We start from the raw sequence: 18,803 nt of genomic DNA, 5'->3' as shown, positions 1-18,803 counted from the left end.
CCGATTTATTTTTAGAGAATGAATTGCAGGCTTTCCAGAGGTCTCCCCCCCTGAAATCCACCTGCGGAAAGCCAAAGGAAAGGGCAGGCCTGTGCGGCCTGCCCTCTCCTTATGTTTGTGTTTTCGTTGATCAGAAGCTGAACTTGCCCGTGAGCTGCAAGGTACGGGCGTTGTTGTTGAACTCCTTTTGGGGCTGATTGAAGAGCGCGTTGGAGACGGTCTGGAAGGCGACGCTCGAGATATAGCTGGTGGCGTTCACGTTGTCGACCGTACCCGGGATGTACTGGGCATGGTTGGCGAGATTGAAGGCCTGCACGCCGAACTCGAACGAGTAGCGATCGTGGAAGGTGAGGCGCTTGTTCAGCGTCAGATCGATATTGTTGATCGGACGGATGGGAAGTGTGTTGCGGCTCGCATTCGGCAATGTACCCGGACCTGCTTCGATGTAATAGGCCTTCGGGTTTATTGCCTGGTAGCCAATTGTGTCGCCCGTTCCGTTGGTGATCGCGGTGACACCCGAGCCGGTTCCCTTGACGCCGGTCGGGTTGATCAGGGGACGATCGATCTGCTGTCCGTTGTCGCCATTCAGGTTGGAGTTCACACCCGAGAGGGCCGTCGCGTACTCCGGCGACTCGTAGGTGTAGATGGGAGCCACAACCCAGTTCGCCACCAGGTTCCGGAGCAGCCAGTTGTGACCATTGAAGCCCTTGTAGCTGTAATCAGCCTCGAGTGTCACGCGGTGCGTGCGGTCGAGCGCCGAACGGCTGTAGTCCTGATTGAGGTTCTGCGAGTCCTCCGGACGGCGCGGCGTCAGCACGGTCGAGAACACCTCGGCCGTCGCGTTGTCCATTGCCTTCGACCACGTCCAGGAGAGATTCATCTGCAGATTATGCAGGTGACCCTGGAGGTTGGTGATCAGGCCGTTGTAGTTGGAACTCGACCATGGCTGATACGAGGTGATCTTGCTGACGAACCCCTTACTTCCGTACGCCGGGATGATGTTGCCGATCGCTTGAAGCTGCAGCAGCGTCGTCCCGTTGTTCGGAGTCAGCTCGGTGTTGCCCAACTCCGTGAACAGCGCGTTCTGCGCGGTGACAGGTGCCTGCACATTCAACTGGATCTGCGTAGGCAGGTGAATGCCGCGGGTGCCGACGTAACCAATCTCGGCGACGAGGCCTCTGGAGATCTCACGCTGGATAGTAAGCGTGTAGTTCTCCGAATAAGGAACTACCTGGTTTGGAACATAGGCTGCGGTCGTCGCAATCGCTGTCGCCTGATCCAGTAGCGTGACACCGCTGCCCGTACCGGGCGGCAGACCGCCGCCTGCCAGGAAGCCCGGCAGGCTGAACGGATACTTCGGATTGGTGCCAACATCGTTGGTCTGTGATAGCTGTGGAGGGAAGGACAGCGTGCCCAGGTTGTCGAAGAGCACGTCATAGGCAATACCGTAGCCGGCGCGGATGGATGTCTTCGAATCTGGAGCGAAGACCACACCGAAGCGTGGAGCGAAGCTGGTGTAGGTGGGCTGCGGGGCTCCGAAGGTAATCAGGCCAGGGACGCTCGAGATGCTGTTGAGCGACTGCTCCCGTTCGCCAGAGGGAACTGAGGTGAACTCATAGCGGAGACCAAAGTTAAGCGTCAGCTTGTCGCTCGCGCGCCATGTGTCGTTCCCGTAGCCGTAAAGAGCGGTTTGATCGCCGTAGTAGGTCTCGTTACCGGTCGAGCGCTCGCCAAAGCCATTCGGGTCGGGCGCGAGATCGTGCAGGTAGTCACTCAGGTTCGACCACTCGTAATCGCCGCGGGCGCGCTGCGTGAAGCCCTGGGGCGAGATGTACTTGCGCCCGTCGAAGCCGAACTTGAGCGTGTGTTTCCCCTTTGTCCAGCTAATATTGTCCGTCACCTGGTATAGGTTCTGGATAGTGAATTGGGGCGCGTTGTCGTCCGGGCCAACGTCGATGGAGCCCTGGTCGTAGAAGTACAGATTGGGGAACGAGTCCAGGCCAGGGAAGCTGAAGTTGCCGGCGGTCAGCTCATTTTCGTACCGGTTGAAACCGACACGGAACTCGTTGACAAGGTTCGGAGTAAAGGTGTGGAACTCCGAAAGCGCGAAGAGGTGCCACTTGAAAGGTTGGGCGGCGTAAAAGGTGGGCAGTGCCGCTACGTCATCGATCGAAGTCTGATTGTTGTAGATGTAGCGCAGGCGCAACGAGTCCGACGAATTGATCGTGTAGTCGACGCTTGTGGTCAGTGCCCAGAACTTAACCGGCGCACTACCCTGCCCGAGATAGTTGCCCAGCGGAATGTTGGTCTGCGGAGTGGTAGCGTCGGCCCCAGCAGCGGCGCCGGTCGTGTTGTAGACGGTCAGGAACTGCGGTCCGGTTGGCTCGTTGCCGCAGGAAATATCCTGCGCAGCATCAATACCCGTTCCATTCGGCCCCGTGGTCGACGCCGCAGGAATGTACTTTTCATACTGAGCAAGGTTGTTCGTGTTGAGGCCATATGCTGCGCCCAGCGATTGCAGAGTCGCCAGACCGCCTGCTGTTGGCGTGCAAAGATGAGTCGACAAGACCTGATTGATCGTGTTCCGTTCGTAGTTGGCGAAGAAGAACAGCTTGTTGTGAAGGATCGGGCCGCCGACTTCCGCGCCGTAACGGTTGTTATCATAGCCCGGAATGGGGAAAGTCTTAGCACCCGCTGGTCCATTCGCCGCGTTCAGATTCCGGTTCTGGAAGTACTCGTACACCTTGCCGTGGAACGTGTTCGTACCCGAGATGACGTTGGTGTTGAACTGGCCGCCGGACGAGTGGCCGAACTCCGGTGAAAACTGGGTGGTGATCAGCGAGAAGTCGCCGACCGCATCGTTCGGCACATAGACCAGGGGACCGGTCACGGCCTTGTTATTGTTGTCGATGCCTTCGATCTCGAAGTTGTTATTGCGCGGACGCTGGCCGCCGATCGACGGACCGATACCAATACCAATACCTCCCGAAGAGGCCACGCCTGGCGCCAGCAGCGAAACGTTCAGGACGCCGTTCTGGTTGGCACCGCCGACGGCCGCCGTTGGCAGCGCCTGGAGCTGCTCTGCGTCGAAGGTCTGCGTCAGGTTCTGCGTCGTCGTGTCCAGAACCACGCCCGCTCCTCCCGTCACCTCAATCGAGGTGGACACGGTCCCCACTGAAAGACTCAGGTTCGCCGTGGATGCGCTGTTCGGCACGACAGTCAACGCCTTCAGCGTGGAGTTGGAAAAGCCGGATGCCGACGCCTGGATGTCGTAAAGACCGGGCAGCAGGTTCTGCACCTGGAACTGGCCCGCGGCGTTTGTCTTCGTGGTGCTCTGCGTGCCAGTCTTCTCGTTGGTGACTGTGATTGAGACATTGGGAATCGCGGCGCCCAAAGAATCCTTGATCGTACCGGCAATGTCACCGCTGGTCGTCTGCGCTGAGGCCGAAGGAGCCAAAAAGGTCGTGATTAGAACGATCGGGGAAAGCGCAAGAACGCAGCCCGCTGCAATGGATCGAAGGTTCTCTATGAAAGTCAAACGCATCTCCTTGGACTTCATGGGTTTAGTTATTAGTTAGTTTGTTTGTAAGATCTATCGCATTTGAGTTGCCAAAGAGCTAAAGTTACCCGGCAATCAAATTCGCCCATTATGTCGATATTCTCCGAATATTCATTGCCTTCGTACGACGAGGAATCTATAGAAATCCATACGGGGCAGGTTCTGGATTCGATTTCTCATAGCGACGCTCGCCGCCACGCCTATATCGCTACCTGGCCCAAAGGGCACGAGATCCCCTGAGCCTTGCGAATGGTGTAGAATCAAGTTCGAGCTTTATCCGGTTTTCGCCTTCGCACTTTCCTGTTCGGCCCAGCCTCAAAGCCAGCCCACAGATAACGCAAGGTAGGGCTGTGTTCGACAACCGGGCAAGCCACTCATTCGTTTTCAGGGAGATTACACAATGGCGAAGATTGCCAAGACCGGCGACCGCAAGAAGGTCATGGACACACAGAAGAGCACCGATTGTCCGAAGTGCTCCAAGACGACCCGCATCGTAAAGCGTGTCAAGGATCGCGAGCGCGGGATTCCGGGCGGAGTTTACATCTCCTGCTCCGCATGCGACTTCTTTGAAAAGCTGTAAATTTTTAGCAATCCACAAGAAAGGCTCACCCTTCGAGGTGGGCCTTTTGCATTGATCCTGCGTCTTACTTCCAGAGCCCGCACTGGGGTTCATGTATCGAGTTTGGCACCCTCCACCGTCGGCACTTGACGATTGTTGTGTGGAGCGAGCAGACTCCCAGTCGGAAAGTAGGGAAACCAGGAATCATGGCAACCAGCATCATCGTTTCATCCTCCCCCCTCCCCACCCTAGCCTCATCGCCTCACTACACCCGTCCCACCTACCTGATGTGTCCGCCCGAGTGGTACGGCGTCGACTATGTCATCAATCCGTGGATGGCCGGCAACGTCCATCGATCCTCGCGCGATCTTGCCTTCGCGCAGTGGAAGGGTTTTCATAACGTCCTGCGTGGTGTCGCCGACGTTCGCCTGCTGCATCCCGAACCGGGCTGTCCCGACATGGTCTTCCTCGGCCACGGCGCCCTGGTACAGCACGGGGTAGCCGCGCTCTCCAGCTTCAACCATCCGCAGCGCCGGACCGAGACCCCGCACCTCAACAAGTGGCTCGAGAGTCAGGGCTTCCTGCTCTGGAAGACGCCGCGTGAGACAGCCTTCGAGGGAGAAGGGGATATCACCTTCAACGACGATGGCACGATCCTCTGGGCGGCCCATGGTGTCCGTACCTGCCGTGCGGCTCATCGCCATGTCGCCGACGCCTGGCATACGCCCGTGCGCTCGCTGCACCTGGTCGACCCGCGCTTCTATCACCTCGACACCTGCTTCACTCCGCTGCACGGCGGGTTCCTGCTTTACTATCCCGGGGCCTTCGACGCGGCTTCACTAGCCCTGATCGAGGCAGCCTACCCGGCAGAGAAGCGGGTTGCGGTCTCAGAGCACGACGCTACCCACATGGCGTGCTGCGCTCTGAACATCGGGCGGACGGTCTTCACGGGAGAGTTGAGCCGCGAACTGGCGGCGCATCTCTTCGATGTCGGCTTCGATGTCGTCCAACTGGAGCTGGGCGAGTTCATCAAGGGTGGGGGCGGTGCAAAGTCGCTGGCTCTGCGCTTGAGCGATCTGCGTGTCACCCACGCAACCGTCGGCCGCTAACAAAATAAGACAGCAATGCCTCCTTCTGGTTGAAGGAGGCATTGCTGTCTTAGGTATTTAGCGAGCTTTCTTGGGGATGGGTGCGGAGCCTTACCGAACGATGATCGTCGGGCTGGAGAGGGGAGGCATCTCGGGCAGAGAAGCTACCAACGCCTGGGACATCTGCACATCGCCGGGGTTGACCGCTTCTACTTTGACCTTGCCCAGGCCCTGGATGCCCAGCTTCTTTGCCGCAGCATAGGACAGATCCATGATCAGGTTTCCGGCTACCGGACCACGATCGTTCACCCGCAAAAAGGTTGTTTTCTGATTGTGCAGGTTGGTCACCCGAACCCAGCTTCCCAGGGGAAGCGTGCGGTGTGCACAGGTCAGAGCATTCATATCGAAGCGTTCGCCGGTTGCAGTCCTGTGGCCTTGGAACCTGCCGCCGTACCAGGAGGCTCTGCCGACCTGGAACCAATGATGCTTGATAGAAGCGGAGGGCGTAGAAACGATCTTTGCACTACCAGGGGCCGGGGGACTTGCTACGATAGTGGTCGTCAGGCCTAGAGCAGCTGCCAACAGGACGACGCGATTGCGTCTCCGGCTTCCAGCAATCAAGGTATTCTTTCGATCTCTCGTGTTGTAACCATTCATACATATATTGTCGAACGCCCAGGAGCCTAAGTCAAACATTTGAAAGGCTTTTTTCTTCGATAAAGTGTTGACTCATGGGGTTCCCGCGTGGTAGGAAATTAGAGAGGGAATCAGGTCTTCTGTTGCCGCCACCGATAGCTCTTACCATTGCCGGTTTCGATCCTTCGAACGGTGCTGGCGTCACTGCCGACCTCCAGGTCTTTGCCGCTCACGGGCTCTTCGGGGTCTCGGCGATTACGGCTCTCACCGTTCAGTCGACGCTTGGGGTTGCTTCCGTGGAACCCGTCTCAGCGCAACTGCTTCGCCAGACCCTGAATCACCTAAGCTTCGATCTGCCTCCGCAAGGGATCAAAATTGGGATGCTGGCCACCCGGGAGATCGTTTCGGCAGTGGATGACTTTCTTCAAGCTTATACGCATGAAAATGCTGCTAAACAACAGATTCCTATTGTCTTAGATTCTGTCCTGGTTTCCAGCTCCGGCACCCCGCTTCTCGATAGAGAAGGGGTTCATGATCTTAAGGAGAAGCTCCTCGGCCATGTCTCATGGGCTACCCCTAACTGGGCTGAACTCGCTATCCTCAGCGGTCTGGAAGTGTCCTCTCTAGCTGGTGCCGAAGACGCATTGCACGCTCTGGGGGAGCGTTATCCCAGGCTGCATGCCATCGCTACCGGAGGTGATCAGGGTGGACATCCTATCGATCTCTTGAGAACGGTAGAGGGAGAGATCCATCGTTTTGCCGGCGAGCGCATCGACACAACGTCCACCCACGGAACGGGTTGTGCCTTCTCTTCGGCGCTACTTAGCCGCCTGGTTTTGGGCGAAACGCCTGTCGCCGCCGTTGCCGGGGCTAAAAAATATGTCGAAGGAGCCCTGCGCTATGCTCCCGGAGTAGGTCATGGCCGAGGTCCTATGGGCCTGCTTTGGCTCTTGCGTTCTCTATAAACAAAAGCCAGATTTCTTGCTTCGAAGGGGCGGAGCCTTAGCTCCGCCGTTGGGACAACACCCAAAGCTGCTTCAGCCGCGGACGGAAAAGGTAGGATTGTAGCTGGTAATGCTGACCGACATGACGCTTCAAATCAATGGACAAACCCGTAGCTTTTCTGAACCCGTTCCCTCAACGCTCGACCAGGTGCTCCTGCAACTTGGCATGAAGGCCGACCGGGTGGCGGTAGAACGAAACGGGGAGATCGTACCCCGGACACAGTGGAGTGAGACAGCAGTGCAATCCGGTGACCGACTGGAAGTCGTACATTTTGTCGGCGGCGGCTCGTCAGCTTCGAGCTGATTTTGCCAGCAGGTCTTGTAGGAGTCGCTCCCAGCGGTCTCCGTACTCGGTCCAGCCCCCAATCGCGTGAACACGAGCCAGAGCTGCCGCGCGCATCTTCGCTTGCAGAGGGGGATCGTCCGCCAACTGCTGGAGCCTCTGGGTAACCGCTTCAGGATCACGGATGGGCGTGATAAACCCTTCAACACCATCGCTCAAGAGGTTTTCCCCTCCGGTATTGGTTGAACAGATGACCGGGCATCCGCAGGCCAGTGCCTGGGCCTGTACCAGGGCCAGCCCTTCTTCAATGCTGGGCAGCACGAGAGCCTGGCTCGTGCTCATCAACTCCGCAAGCCGCGACTGCGGAACAGCCCCCAGAAATTCGACATTCTCCTGCGGGCAGTTGGGCAGGACGGTGCGTAGATCTTCCTGTACCTGGCCTGCGATCAGCAGCCGCTTGCGTGGATGACGCAACGCTGCGAAGCCCTGTAGCAGGTAGGGAACTCCTTTACGCAGTCCCGCGGCTCCGGCAAAGAGTACCTGGAATTCGTTCTGCGCCGGTTCGCCGGTCGGGTGAAAGTTTTCGAGGCGAACGCCGTAGGGAATCGTATGCACCTTCGAAGCCGGCACGCCCATCTCCACAAAAGAACGGGCCGCAACGCTGGACGGAACCGTGATGGCGTCGGCCTGGGCATAGATCGCTTCCTCGCGCACAGTATCGCGCTCGTCGGAGACCTGCCGCTCGACACCCCAGCGGCGATACTCCTCGGCGACGATGTTCTCCTGATATCGCTGGTGCGTGGAGCCACGGTCGCACACAAAGAGTCCACCGCGTTCCTGCAGATGCTTGCCGGTCTGCAGGCCAGCTCCGGAGATGGCGATCAGGACATCGGGAGAAGGTTCGCCACGGCGCAGATTGCGTTGGAACTGGAGGTCGGTCCAGAGGTCGAAGGTCAGCGCGTTGGCGTACCCCAGATGGTCGTCGAGGGCCGGCAGATCGAGTGGGCTGCGCTGTAGCGCGAGCTGCGGAAGATGCAGCCAGGGAAAGGTCTTGACCTTGTCCCGAGACAGGCCTTCACGTTTTAGCCGGGACCACGGCCAGGTTGAATAGACTCTGTCGAGGTGTCCACGCCGCTCGAGTTCACGGGCCAGTTCGAAGTGATGAAATACGCCGAAGACGGCCTGGGCTACTCGCATGAAGAGTGTTGGGCTTCAGCTGTAGGATAACAAAGCGGCGTAAACCCTTGACTGTGCCAAGCTTGATTGCCTTGGTGATTGGACGCAGAGGGGGAACTCATAGAGCTCCCCCTGCTGTGAACGACTACGGCAGGACGAGCTTCCACGCCTGAGCTGCTGTTCCATTGCAGGTGTAGATATCCAGCTGCACCCCGTTTGCGGTTGAAGCACTCGGAGTGTCCAGGCAGAGACCGCTGCCTTGACCTACAAAGTTGTAGTAGCCATTGCCCAGCGGCACGGCTTCCCATTCTTCGTTGGGATTTCCGGCATAGGTCCACGTCTGCAGGAGACTACCACTGGTGGTGCCGCTGCCGGTTACATTCCAGGTTTCGGTCGGAGCATTGGCGTTGGCGACGTAATAATAGCCACTGGCGGTCCCGTTCAGGAACTCCCACTGCTGGTTGGGTTGGGTGCTGGTGGTGCCTTGACCGCAAGCCCACTGCTGAACGGCGGTTCCATTCGCCGTACCCGAAGCGGTGTCGTCGATGCAGGAACCGCTGTTCTCGTTGACGAGGTTGTAAAAGACGCCCGTGGTCAAGGTAGATCCGCCACCCGAGCCACTGGAGGCAAAGGCTGCAGAGTAGAGGTTGTAGCCGCCGTTATCCTGGTTCCACGTCAGGACTTGTTCACCTGCCGGCAGTGTGACACTGGCCGTCACGGTTGTCCAGGTTTGATAGCCGCCAGTCGCCGGAATATTGACCGACCCGGTCAGGTTTGCCCCCGAGGCGTTCGACAGGTGGAACCCATCGGTCACTGCGTTTGGAGAGGCAACCGTGAAGGTGACGTTGTAGGTCCCCGCCGTGGCCACGTTCACCGTATAGCGGAACCACTGTCCAGCAGCCGTCCAGCCGATATCGTTGCCGCCACCACCGGCCGAGGTGGTCTCCAGATCGACGCCGTCGGAGCGATAGCCGTTGTCCGACCCATTGACGGTCGCGACACTGTAGCCAACGCCCGGGCCGCCCGTGTCGTAGTTTTCTGCCAGCACTGTTCCGGGGATGGCTGCAGGAGTTCCTCCGTAGGGCTCTTCGGCTGTGCCACCACCGCTGCCGGTAATGGTCGTCCCATTTCCTTGCGCCGAATTGGCCGAGGCGCCGGCTGCGTTCACTGCTTGCACAACGTAGTAGTAGGTTGTCGTGGCAGCCAGGCCTGAATCGATGAACGACGGCGCGGTTAAATCCGAAGCGATCATATTGCTCGACGAAGGCGTGAACCCGGCTGCTGTACTGCGGAACAGGTTATAGCTCAGTGTGCAGTTCGACCCCTCCGAGCTGGCGCTCCAGCTTACGTTGATCGTGCTGCCCGAAGTTCCTGATCCGGAGGGTGTCCCTGGAGTTCCCGGGGCACCGCCGCAATTGCCGCTCGTGCCTCCCCAGGAGGTCACGTAGCTGTTGGCCCCAGCCGTCGTGCCACCGTTATCGACCGTGGCATTGTTGGAGGCGATGGTGTAGTTGATCTGACCGCCTGAGAGCGTTACCGATACCATGTCGTGGAAGGTGACTCCCTTGGCGACGGGTGCGGCGATCCCGCTGTTCGCAATGATATTCACTCCCTGATCGAATACGGAGTAAACACCCAGGCCGTAGGCCACATGGTTGGCGACCGTCGGCGCGACGTTGTAGGACGCATAACCGTCCACACTGCCGTTCATCCATGCGCCCTCACTGGGAACGTCATAGGGCATTTCGCTCTGGTAGAAGATGGTTTCACCACCCTCACCGTTCCAGACGACCTGCTCTTTTTCGTAGTGCTCGACCGCCAGGCCAGTGGCCAGTACGTTGTCCCCGTTTACGACCAATCCGTTATTGCAGACATTCAACGACCAGCCAACAGTCCCACCGTTTCCATGGTCGGCGCGCCAGCTCCACATGTTGTCGATAATCACGTTGTCGCTATCGATCTCCGTGGCTTCGCTGCAGGTTCCCAGGGTGGCTCCGCCAACGCGAAAGTGCACATCGCTGATCGTGGTCGGATTGGTTGCGTGGCTGACGCGCGGCGCGCCCTTCACTCCTACCTGTAGAAGTACCGATGAGTTGACCGGACCAGCATCGATGAGAAATCCGGCGAGTTGCACTCCGTCGACGTCGGCTACCGTGAGCGCTGGCGTTCCCGACTGTGGAACAAGATCGGCGTAGCCGAGCCCGAGCACCACGGTGTTGGCGTTCGTGACGTTGATGGCTCCGCTGTACTGGTAGATACCAGGGGTCAGAATGAGATTTTTGCCGGAGGCCAGCGCAGCGTTGATTGTGGCTAATGAGGTCGAAGGGGTAGCGATCAGGAAGGTGCTGATCGAAAGGGAAGTGCCGGCCTCTCCGCTGCCTACGCCGCCGTTGCCCCAGGTGATGCCTGACGTATTTGTCCCATAGGTTGGTGCGAAGACCCAATAGTTGCTGCTGCTATCCATATAGAGGAAGGGCTTTTCGCGACTGACGGGAGTGCTGGCGAGAACGGTATGCGAACTGCCTCCGCCACCGAAGGGATTGCTTTGTGCTGGAGCGCCGGAGACTCCCGAAAAGACCATGTTCCAACTGCCGCCCGTCCAGCTCCCAAGGGAACTGTTGCGTGTATACCACTGCTGCTGGGAACAGGAGTTGAGTTGGCCCGTGATCCTGGTGTTGGCAATGAATCCGCCACTCGAGTAGTTGCAGCCGGAGTCTGTCAGCTCTACCGGATTATTGATCAGCATGCGTCGGATGGACGCTCCCTGCGAAACGCCCCATTGCAGCGTGCCGGACCCCGGCGTGGTCATCTCCAGGTTCTCCATCGAACGCCAGAAGGTCTGCGTGTCGTTTCCGTTGATGAGTTCGTTCGATTCCAGGTAGCCCTGGCTGAGGTTGACGGCGCTGGGCGTCTGGCCGAGGCCGGCAATAGACTCATAGAACCCCACCTCAGATTCGACACCGGTATAGGTGCCCGGCGCGAACAGCACCGCATAGCGGTTGGTGCTGAACTGCCCGTTACCAGCCAGGGTGGCGAGCGTAGAGTTGATCGACGAGATCGAATTGCTGGGAGTAAAGACGTAGACATTGGGGCCAAAGATTGTGCCGTTCTGTGCGAAGGCCGAGGTGCCCAGGGCCAGGAGCCCCACGAAAGTCAGGCAAAGGAATTTGCCCACGATAGTAGCTTCGAATATGCGATTTCTCATCAGATTCAACTCCGATCAACTCAGCTTGGGCGAGGGAAATCAATGTCATAGTGCGCGAAGCAGGGTGCGCCCCCGAGACAATATCTTTGTAAGGAATGTTTCGTAAAAAACCATATTCGGCTAAATCAAGGTTGTCAACAATTTTTCGCGTGTTTCTACTTCGAAAGCCTGACTAGCTCTGCAGAGGCGGCAGGGGATTGAGACTTCTCTCTTCGAGGAAGACCAGTTGCGAATAGCCATAGGCAATCTTCGGCCATCCGCGGCGGGTTCACTATAGGATGGCGTATGCCCCTTGCGAATCCTGTTTTGTTGTTTCTCTCTGTTCTCAGCCTTCCGCTTGCAGCCCAAAGCACTCCTGCGCCAGCCCCGGTTGAGGCACCTGCGGCAGCGATAACCCAGGCTCCAAAAGCCGCACCCAAAGTAATGATCCCTCTGTATATGTCATCGAAGCGAGCTCTCCTGATGTTGCGTATCGGAGATCATCCTCCCGTGCCTGTTGTGTTTGATACGGGCACGAACGGCAACCTGATCGATCTCAAGCTGGCCACGTCTCTACAGCTTCCCAGAACAGGACCGTCGCCTTCGATCGATGGCAGCACAGGGAAGCCTGTACCCGGCTTCGACACCTTCATCAAGGGCGCAAGCCTTGGCGGCGTTCCCATCGCCGATGCGAGGGCGACAGCTCTCGCGTATGACATTACCGACGAGGTCGGCATCTTTGGGCCGAACAGCTTTCCCAACCATCTTGTGCGCATGGAAGGCCCGCGAAGCAGGCTGGTCCTTCAGGAGAAGACCCCTGAGACGATTCCAAGCGGCAAACCCTTCGCCTATCTGGGAACGCACGATGACAGTCTTCCGTCTGCGGTGCTTGATTTTGGGGAGATCAAGGTAACGGCGATCCTGGACACCGGCAATGATGCGCCCATCATTCTGCCCATGATGTACAAAGATAAGCTGCCTTTGGATGGGCCTCCAGTTCAGATCGGGTTCGCCGTATCGGCAGCAGGCAAGCAGCCGATCTATCAAGCCCGGTTGAAAGGCTCCGTCCGGCTTGGGGACGTGAAGTTGGACCAGCCTGAGATCCGCTTCATGGAGGGCGGACGTCCCAACATCGGCCTGCCCACCCTGCGAATGCTCACCGTGGTCTTTGACCCAACGGAATCACGTGACTGGATTCTGCCGACGGAAGCCCCAAAACCCTAGGGTATGGAGCTGTTTTGTTCACGAGGTTTTGATCTTCGCTTCGTCAGGGGAGGATTAGATTGATCGGAGTTCGGATACTCGAACACTGAGCGTTCTGCTCAGGCACTGGCTTGGATAGTTGATCTAACACTAAGGAGAAATTAGATGCCCTACAGCCCATTGCTTGTCAAACCCTTTCGCGACGAAGTCACCGAAGTTGACGTTCAGGAATTATTGACCCCTCAGGATGTAGATAATTTTTTCAATAACCAGACTGGCTCGGCTCTTCTGTTTATCAACTCCGTATGCGGCTGTGCGGCAGGAACGGCGAGGCCGGCACTGCGTCAGGCAAAGGCAAACGGGAATGGAAAAACACCTGATAGGTGGGTGAGTGTCTTCGCCGGTCAGGACCTTGAGGCCACAGCAAGGGCCAGAGGTTATTTCCCGGATATACCACCTTCGTCTCCATCCATTGCATTATTCAAAGATGGCGAACTTGTCTATTTCGTTCCCAAACATCGGATAGAAGGCCGGGATGCGAATGGTCTGGCAAATGATCTGACCAGCGCATTCAGTGAAGTCCTGTAACGGGCTGTTCTTTCACTTCATCCTAAAAATCAGCACATGACGTGAAAGCCCGTTTTCGGTGATGGCAGCAGGGAAGAAAGCTCCCTCTGCCATCTCATCCTTTTGGGGCAGCGTATCGATCAACGCCTGAACTGCCTGAGATGATGATCCGTGTGAAGATATCCCCATCGCATCCAGTCCACAAACGACATCGCGCCAAACAAAGAGTGATCGACGCGGGTCGACAGAAGCGCTCTAACTCGGCCAGGACATCAGCCCGATGCATGCGGCTCGATTATTAGGTTTGAAAGGCATCCATGAAACGCAGCCAGAAGTGTTCTCAACGTCTCAGAGCAGGAGCCATTCTGCTGAGTTGCATTGGCACATGTTTCGCGCAAAATCTGTCGAGCGGGCCAAAGGCTAAACCGCTGGCGTTCGAGGTAGCTACGGTGAGACCAACTCGGCCGGATTCCACGAACGAGGATTGGGACAGTGAAGGTAACCGCGTCACCATTAAAGGCTATTCTCTTCGTCAACTGATCAAGGCAGCATTCAACCTGAGGAGCGCCGCCCAGATCCTGGGAGGGCCTGAGTGGCTAGACAAACAACGCTTCGACATATTGGCCATAATAGACGAGGAACAGGCAACATCCTTTCGTGCAGCGGGTGCCGATCGGGATGAGGAGGCTGAAATCCAAATGATGCTGCAGGCTCTCCTTTCGGAGCGCTTCCACCTTAGAGTCAGATCTGTTGAGAAAAAACTACCCATATTCGGACTGGTGGTCAGTAGCACTCATACACGGCTCGTTCCGGATTTGGCAAAGCCTCGCAGCTTATCAATCCGCAACGGACACATGGTTGCAGTCGCGACTTCAATGGACGACATGGCTCAGAGCTTGACACGAATGCGAGAGGTCGGCGATCGAATGGTTATCAACCAAACCAGCCTCGTCGGAACCTATGATTTCGACCTCAGCTGGACTCCGGACCGTGGTGCCGGAGTTCCCGAACAAGCTGTTTACCCCGGCCTCTTCACGGCTCTCCAAGATCAACTGGGGTTGAAATTGAAGCCTGGAAAAGCTGACGCACCAGTTCTCGAAGTGCTCGCGGCGGAGCTTCCACATTTCGATTGATTGATATTGACGCTGCTAGGTTCAGTCCATACAGCGCGATTATCGTGGGATACTCGCAACGGTCGATGGTCCGGTACGCGTCAATCACTTAGACAGATTTGCTTTGCAGAAACCGGACACTTCAACTTTGCGTCTACACTGGCGCTGCAAAGCTGAACTGTCATCAGACCGTCATTTCCACCACTGTTTTTTGCAAATCGTTGAAAATCAATCTCAACTCTTCTTTCAGATCTATGTGACTATCAACGAAAGTTTCACTTTGAGACGAGCCCTTGGGGTCGAATCAAAATCTTTTTTGCGTTTCTCAGCCACTATCAAAGCGGAACCCCCCGTTGTAGGCCCTCTTGACTGAAATGCTATATCGCCGTTTGATCGCAAGAATATTGGGATCACAAATTCTCTTACGGCTTAACTTCGCTTCTATTTGGAACGCCATAGGATCATGGTTATGAAAAATGCTTCCGCCAGTAAGCGGGAGGATATCCAACAATACTCTTGAACACAAATGTGAAATGGGCCTGCGTGCTGAATCCAAGCGCGAGCGCGACGTTAACAACTGACATCGAAGGATTTCGGAGTAGAGTCTGTGCGTGAGCAATCTTTCGCCCAAGGATGTACCGATTTGGCGTATAGCCGGTGGCTGCGCGGAATTGAGCGGCAAAGTGCATTCGTGAAAGTCCAACGGCATTACTGAGTTCGACCAGATATATCGGCTTCAAGAGGTTGGCCTCGATGTATTCGATCGACCGATTTAGCCGCCACCTCAACAATGCCGAGGGCTCTTTTCCGGAACAATTGAGTTGCGCTCTTTTCGAGTCGAGTGCTAACAAGCGAGATGCAATGGCCAAACTTATGCCATCAATGAATAGTGGTCCAGCTGGACCACCATTGTCATCGACGTCAACCAACATTCGGACGAGGTGTTTGAGAGTGGGGCAGTCTACACGTTTTGTCTTCGACAAGACTAGTTCTGCATTGGGAGGACGGCCGTATGCCGCCTCATAGCACTCAGCCAATAGAGCTTGAGGCAGATACACGCGGAAGGAGGTGAAACCCTCATAATATATTGCTCTAGCTTCCTGAAATGGCTCTTTGATCCAGAGCGAGTCAGCAGAAGCAGAGCCACTATAAAACGGCTTACCACCGAATTGCCATTCGCCTCTCGCCGGCTTGCGAGAACACAAAAGCATGTGGGCACCGTCTGCGCCACTGGAAGAGAATTCTATCGGAGAAGCTAGTTCCGGGAGAACCCACCGAGAAAGTATTACTTGAGACGCCATTCCGGACGATTCAGATTCAAGTAATGGAGGCGTGAACCATCCCACCTCAGAGCGAATGAGCGGCGGCCTAGTCAGGTGAGGCTCGCCACCGCTCATTCGCTCTTTTGACTGATCAAGTTGCGTGAGTAAAGGCTGCTGCACAAATCCCTCGCAATAGAGCGGCTAACAACAGAAAGGAACGGGTGTAGCTTGATTCGAAGCAGCCGAAGCTCGATTGACATAGGACATTGGAATTGTGATCGCTTACCGTCTCCTCGTCCCCCAATTAATGGACCTCATAGGCGACCAGATCTATAGGTAATTCGTGTCCCTGCGACAATCGCTAAACCGTAGCTGCCGACGAAAACAGATGCGAGATTTCACCATTTTTCAGCGTCCCTCCCCCTGCTTGCCACTGCCTCATATTCAACGTTCCGCTTACCCAGCGCCCGTGATTGCTCATGAAAACTTATTGCAGCAACTCTCTAGGACGAAAGGCGATCTGTTAACAGAAATACACCTAAATTCACGCCTACACAAGTTGTTAATTCTTAATAATAGTGAAGATTTGGTTCGATCTCGTGCCGGGTGGGCACAGCCCGATACCCCTCATCGCTTATAGATGGAACTTGCGTGCCTCGTCGATCAGGCGACTACGTCTGCAGAGGAACGCCTTCATCCAGGAGCCAACGACAGATTCGGCGGCACCGATATTATTCGTCCAGAAGGCAGGATAGGCGTGCATTTTCGGAAAGCCTGATTCATTACCGAAAGACGTTCAAGTCAAATGTCCGTAGACTCGGAACGTTATAGTTCAGCCTTCGTGCGGAGAAGGCGGTTATAAGCGGATACTGGGATAGCCGAAAAAGAAGCCATCCATTGGACTATCAAGAATCTTGTCTGTAATCACTTCGGAGAATATCAATGGCTTCTAAGAATTTAGACAGGGTTGTGCCCATGCGCGAGTCGAGTCAATATGGTCTTGCCCTAACATCAGCGTCATCATATGACGCGATCGTCCTAGGTAGTGGAGAGGCGGGAAAATACATCGCCTGGAACTTTGCATCAGGCGAAAAAAAAACAGCTTTGATCGAACGCCAATATATTGGCGGATCCTGCCCAAACATCGCATGCCTGCCAACACGCGAAGCGCCGTAATCAAAAGATGACAGATGCGAAACGCATCGTGCAGCTCGACGGGCTCCGCGCCATTGCCGTATTGATGGTTTTTGGTAGTCACTCCTTTGGCTTCCATCTGCTCTGGACTGGAGTGGACTTATTCTTCGTTTTATCTGGCTTTCTTGTCACAGGAATTTTGCTGGAACAGCGCAGACATAAGACTTGGAGCAGCTATCTGGCCTTGTTTTATCAGCGCCGCATACAAAGAATTCTTCCTCCCTACCTTCTCTTCCTTGGCCTCACATCGATTTTGTTTGGTATCGGCTGGATGCATCATTGGTATCTGTTTGTATTTCTGATGAACACTGCATCGTTCGGGGAGCTGTCTTACCACTATTCCCTCGCCGTTCTGTGGTCGCTGGCAGTGGAGGAGCAGTTTTATATTCTGTGGCCCTTTGCGGTCTACTGGCTTAGCGAGACGGCTCTCGCTTGGTTAGCGGGAACCTTGGTGCTCGTAGCTCCCCTGTTACGCTGGGGCGCGACTGCTTTTTTCCCAGGGCATTGGCCGATCCATACCTCGACTCCCTTCCGAATGGACCTGCTGGCGATCGGAGCGCTAATCGCGCTCGCCTGGCGTCATTATCGAACGGTTCTCGAACAGCTCAGCGCTTATGGTCTTCTACTGACCGGCATTTCGGTATGCTTCCTGCTCCTGTTTTCTCGGTATCCGTGGTTTCAAGCCGGTGCAAATAATGTCTCAGCCAGCGTCTGGCTGTACGAGCTCAGTCTTCTCGGCTGTGCGGGAGCTGTGTTATGGGCGCTGGGTGGCCGTGGTGTCGGAATGCTAAAGCTAACACCGCTGGTGTACCTCGGAAGAATAAGTTACAGCTTTTACCTGGTCCACTTCACAGTGATTTCTGTTGTCCGGAATCATTTGCATCATATCCTCCTTGCAAGAGCGATAGCCTTCGCCGTTTCCTTTATCTACGCGGCGCTTTCCTGGCATCTCCTGGAGCGGCCCACGCTGTATGGTCTTGTCAGTCCTCACAGTCAAATGGGGGTAGAGGTAGAGGTAGAGGTAGAGGTAGAGGTAGAGGTAGGGGTAAGGGAATAGGAGCTGGGCCTGCTGGTGGATCTCGCCCGCGAATCCTTATTTCGCTAGCCGGGTGGCATCATGGACCACGTTGAAGCGAAAGCAGCCGTCGCCCGCGAACCGTTTGGGGAGACTTCTGTAGAGGCAAACCACAGGAGAGACGACGGCCATCCGCATTCGTCGAATGGACAGGGCTGCGTAGATGAGAAGGATTGACAAGTGTGGCGGGCAAGCAGAAAGGGCACAGCAGACAAGCAATGAATCTCAGCCCAATCTGTCGCCTCCGAATCCTGTTCTAAGGATGGGGCAACGACACGTTGGCTTTGCAGAGCTACGACGTTATTGCTTTGCAGCTACATTGTCACTATACAGAATATCCGTTATCGGACATAGATGTACTTTGCTTTATTGTTCAAGCATCCCTCCACCAGGCCGTCTCTGCTTTGCAGCATGACAACCTGATGTTGGGATGATTGCTGAACCTTTCGTTCGAAAGCCATCGGACGCGAATCCTAGTGTCTTTTCGACAAGTGGCGAGTCATCATTTAGCGACCCTTACATTGAAGGTCACCGTGTTGATTCCCCCGGCGTTCTTGATGACAAACTTGTACTGCCCGTCCTTCTCCGGCGTGAACTTAACCGAACACTTCGGTCCGGATGAGACATCCTTAGCGACTTCCGCGCCTGTGGAGTCGTAGACGAAAAGGTGCACATCGGTATTCTTCAGGCCGTCCGTGGTGGCCTCGAACTCTTTCCCCGCCGTGAAAGACAGGAGGTACGCGGCCACTCCGTTGTCCTTCATCTCGAGCTTCTTGCCATTGAACGCCGACGCCGTGCCCAGATTCTTCGCCTTGGCGTCCTGCGCGGGACACAGTACGGTGACCATCAACATAACTGCCACCACTGCTGTGATAAAACGAGTAATCGATTTCATTGCTAT

At 56.0% G+C, this 18,803-nt stretch carries 15 protein-coding genes; 9 read left to right on the top strand and 6 right to left on the bottom strand.

Going from position 1 to position 18,803, the window contains the following annotated elements; translation table 11 throughout:
• Positions 1–130: 130 nt before the first annotated feature.
• Positions 131–3,538, bottom strand: a complete 3,408-nt coding sequence (locus tag HDF15_RS02335) for a TonB-dependent receptor (protein WP_260330782.1) — start codon at positions 3,536–3,538, stop codon at positions 131–133.
• Positions 3,539–3,959: 421 nt separating this feature from the next.
• Here HDF15_RS02335 and HDF15_RS02330 point away from each other — a divergent pair, with 421 nt between their 5' ends.
• Together HDF15_RS02330 and HDF15_RS02325 are read left to right on the top strand one after the other, a co-directional pair.
• Complete coding sequence (locus HDF15_RS02330; RefSeq protein WP_184252654.1) at positions 3,960–4,139, top strand: hypothetical protein; 180 nt, start codon at positions 3,960–3,962, stop codon at positions 4,137–4,139.
• 185 nt (positions 4,140–4,324) lie between these two features.
• Positions 4,325–5,227, top strand: a complete 903-nt coding sequence (locus HDF15_RS02325; RefSeq protein ID WP_184252653.1) for a dimethylarginine dimethylaminohydrolase family protein — start codon at positions 4,325–4,327, stop codon at positions 5,225–5,227.
• Between the two features lie 90 nt (positions 5,228–5,317).
• On the opposite strand, the gene HDF15_RS02320 is transcribed toward HDF15_RS02325, so the two are convergent.
• On the bottom strand, positions 5,318–5,863 hold the full coding sequence (locus HDF15_RS02320; protein WP_184252652.1) for a septal ring lytic transglycosylase RlpA family protein: 546 nt from the start codon (positions 5,861–5,863) through the stop codon (positions 5,318–5,320).
• 122 nt (positions 5,864–5,985) lie between these two features.
• Between HDF15_RS02320 and thiD the strand changes: the two genes are divergently transcribed.
• Both thiD and thiS read left to right on the top strand, forming a co-directional pair.
• Positions 5,986–6,807 (top strand): bifunctional hydroxymethylpyrimidine kinase/phosphomethylpyrimidine kinase, encoded by an 822-nt coding sequence (gene thiD, locus HDF15_RS02315; protein ID WP_260330781.1) that lies wholly within the window; start codon positions 5,986–5,988, stop codon positions 6,805–6,807.
• Positions 6,808–6,916: 109 nt separating this feature from the next.
• Complete coding sequence (thiS, locus tag HDF15_RS02310) at positions 6,917–7,150, top strand: sulfur carrier protein ThiS (RefSeq protein WP_184252650.1); 234 nt, start codon at positions 6,917–6,919, stop codon at positions 7,148–7,150.
• Here the strand turns inward: thiS and HDF15_RS02305 are convergent.
• Entirely contained in the window at positions 7,136–8,326 is a 1,191-nt protein-coding gene (locus HDF15_RS02305; protein ID WP_184252649.1) for a glycosyltransferase, read from the bottom strand. The two genes, thiS and HDF15_RS02305, sit on opposite strands and share 15 nt — an antisense overlap.
• 124 nt (positions 8,327–8,450) lie before the next feature.
• Positions 8,451–11,510, bottom strand: a complete 3,060-nt coding sequence (locus HDF15_RS02300) for an RICIN domain-containing protein (RefSeq protein WP_184252648.1) — start codon at positions 11,508–11,510, stop codon at positions 8,451–8,453.
• A 285-nt stretch (positions 11,511–11,795) separates the two neighbouring features.
• Here HDF15_RS02300 and HDF15_RS02295 point away from each other — a divergent pair, with 285 nt between their 5' ends.
• The 3 genes from HDF15_RS02295 to HDF15_RS02285 all read left to right on the top strand — a co-directional run bounded on the left by HDF15_RS02295 (position 11,796) and on the right by HDF15_RS02285 (position 14,392).
• Entirely contained in the window at positions 11,796–12,713 is a 918-nt protein-coding gene (locus tag HDF15_RS02295) for an aspartyl protease family protein (protein ID WP_184252647.1), read from the top strand.
• Positions 12,714–12,857: 144 nt separating this feature from the next.
• Positions 12,858–13,280, top strand: coding sequence for a BrxA/BrxB family bacilliredoxin (locus HDF15_RS02290; RefSeq protein WP_184252646.1), 423 nt, complete (start codon positions 12,858–12,860; stop codon positions 13,278–13,280).
• 296 nt (positions 13,281–13,576) lie between these two features.
• Positions 13,577–14,392, top strand: a complete 816-nt coding sequence (locus tag HDF15_RS02285) for a TIGR03435 family protein (RefSeq protein WP_184252645.1) — start codon at positions 13,577–13,579, stop codon at positions 14,390–14,392.
• A gap of 446 nt (positions 14,393–14,838) precedes the next feature.
• On the opposite strand, the gene HDF15_RS26350 is transcribed toward HDF15_RS02285, so the two are convergent.
• Positions 14,839–15,303 carry a helix-turn-helix domain-containing protein gene (locus HDF15_RS26350; RefSeq protein ID WP_409254855.1) on the bottom strand — a complete coding sequence of 155 codons (465 nt, stop codon included), beginning with the start codon at positions 15,301–15,303 and terminating at the stop codon, positions 14,839–14,841.
• 1,272 nt (positions 15,304–16,575) lie between these two features.
• Between HDF15_RS26350 and HDF15_RS02275 the strand changes: the two genes are divergently transcribed.
• Positions 16,576–16,809: a hypothetical protein gene (locus HDF15_RS02275; RefSeq protein WP_184252643.1), complete on the top strand. Its 234-nt coding sequence runs from the start codon at positions 16,576–16,578 to the stop codon at positions 16,807–16,809.
• A gap of 7 nt (positions 16,810–16,816) precedes the next feature.
• Positions 16,817–17,884 carry an acyltransferase gene (locus tag HDF15_RS02270; protein ID WP_184252642.1) on the top strand — a complete coding sequence of 356 codons (1,068 nt, stop codon included), beginning with the start codon at positions 16,817–16,819 and terminating at the stop codon, positions 17,882–17,884.
• Between the two features lie 520 nt (positions 17,885–18,404).
• Here the strand turns inward: HDF15_RS02270 and HDF15_RS02265 are convergent.
• Entirely contained in the window at positions 18,405–18,797 is a 393-nt protein-coding gene (locus HDF15_RS02265; protein WP_184252641.1) for a hypothetical protein, read from the bottom strand.
• Positions 18,798–18,803: the final 6 nt, after the last annotated feature.

It is taken from the genome of Granulicella mallensis, assembly GCF_014203225.1.
GTDB lineage: Bacteria > Acidobacteriota > Terriglobia > Terriglobales > Acidobacteriaceae > Granulicella > Granulicella mallensis_A.
Note: the sequence above shows the minus strand (reverse complement) of the source record. Positions and strands in the feature narration are given on the sequence as shown.

Excerpts from the sequence above, each read along its gene's own strand:
- HDF15_RS02330 (WP_184252654.1), top strand. The coding sequence starts at position 3,960 with ATGGCGAAGATTGCCAAGACCGGCGACCGCAAGAAGGTCATGGACACA.
- HDF15_RS02325 (WP_184252653.1), top strand. The coding sequence starts at position 4,325 with ATGGCAACCAGCATCATCGTTTCATCCTCCCCCCTCCCCACCCTAGCC.
- HDF15_RS02320 (WP_184252652.1), bottom strand. The coding sequence starts at position 5,863 with ATGAATGGTTACAACACGAGAGATCGAAAGAATACCTTGATTGCTGGA.
- thiS (WP_184252650.1), top strand. The coding sequence starts at position 6,917 with ATGCTGACCGACATGACGCTTCAAATCAATGGACAAACCCGTAGCTTT.
- HDF15_RS02305 (WP_184252649.1), bottom strand. The coding sequence starts at position 8,326 with ATGCGAGTAGCCCAGGCCGTCTTCGGCGTATTTCATCACTTCGAACTG.
- HDF15_RS02300 (WP_184252648.1), bottom strand. The coding sequence starts at position 11,510 with ATGAGAAATCGCATATTCGAAGCTACTATCGTGGGCAAATTCCTTTGC.
- HDF15_RS02295 (WP_184252647.1), top strand. The coding sequence starts at position 11,796 with ATGCCCCTTGCGAATCCTGTTTTGTTGTTTCTCTCTGTTCTCAGCCTT.
- HDF15_RS02290 (WP_184252646.1), top strand. The coding sequence starts at position 12,858 with ATGCCCTACAGCCCATTGCTTGTCAAACCCTTTCGCGACGAAGTCACC.
- HDF15_RS02285 (WP_184252645.1), top strand. The coding sequence starts at position 13,577 with ATGAAACGCAGCCAGAAGTGTTCTCAACGTCTCAGAGCAGGAGCCATT.
- HDF15_RS26350 (WP_409254855.1), bottom strand. The coding sequence starts at position 15,303 with ATGTTGGTTGACGTCGATGACAATGGTGGTCCAGCTGGACCACTATTC.
- HDF15_RS02275 (WP_184252643.1), top strand. The coding sequence starts at position 16,576 with ATGGCTTCTAAGAATTTAGACAGGGTTGTGCCCATGCGCGAGTCGAGT.
- HDF15_RS02270 (WP_184252642.1), top strand. The coding sequence starts at position 16,817 with ATGACAGATGCGAAACGCATCGTGCAGCTCGACGGGCTCCGCGCCATT.
- HDF15_RS02265 (WP_184252641.1), bottom strand. The coding sequence starts at position 18,797 with ATGAAATCGATTACTCGTTTTATCACAGCAGTGGTGGCAGTTATGTTG.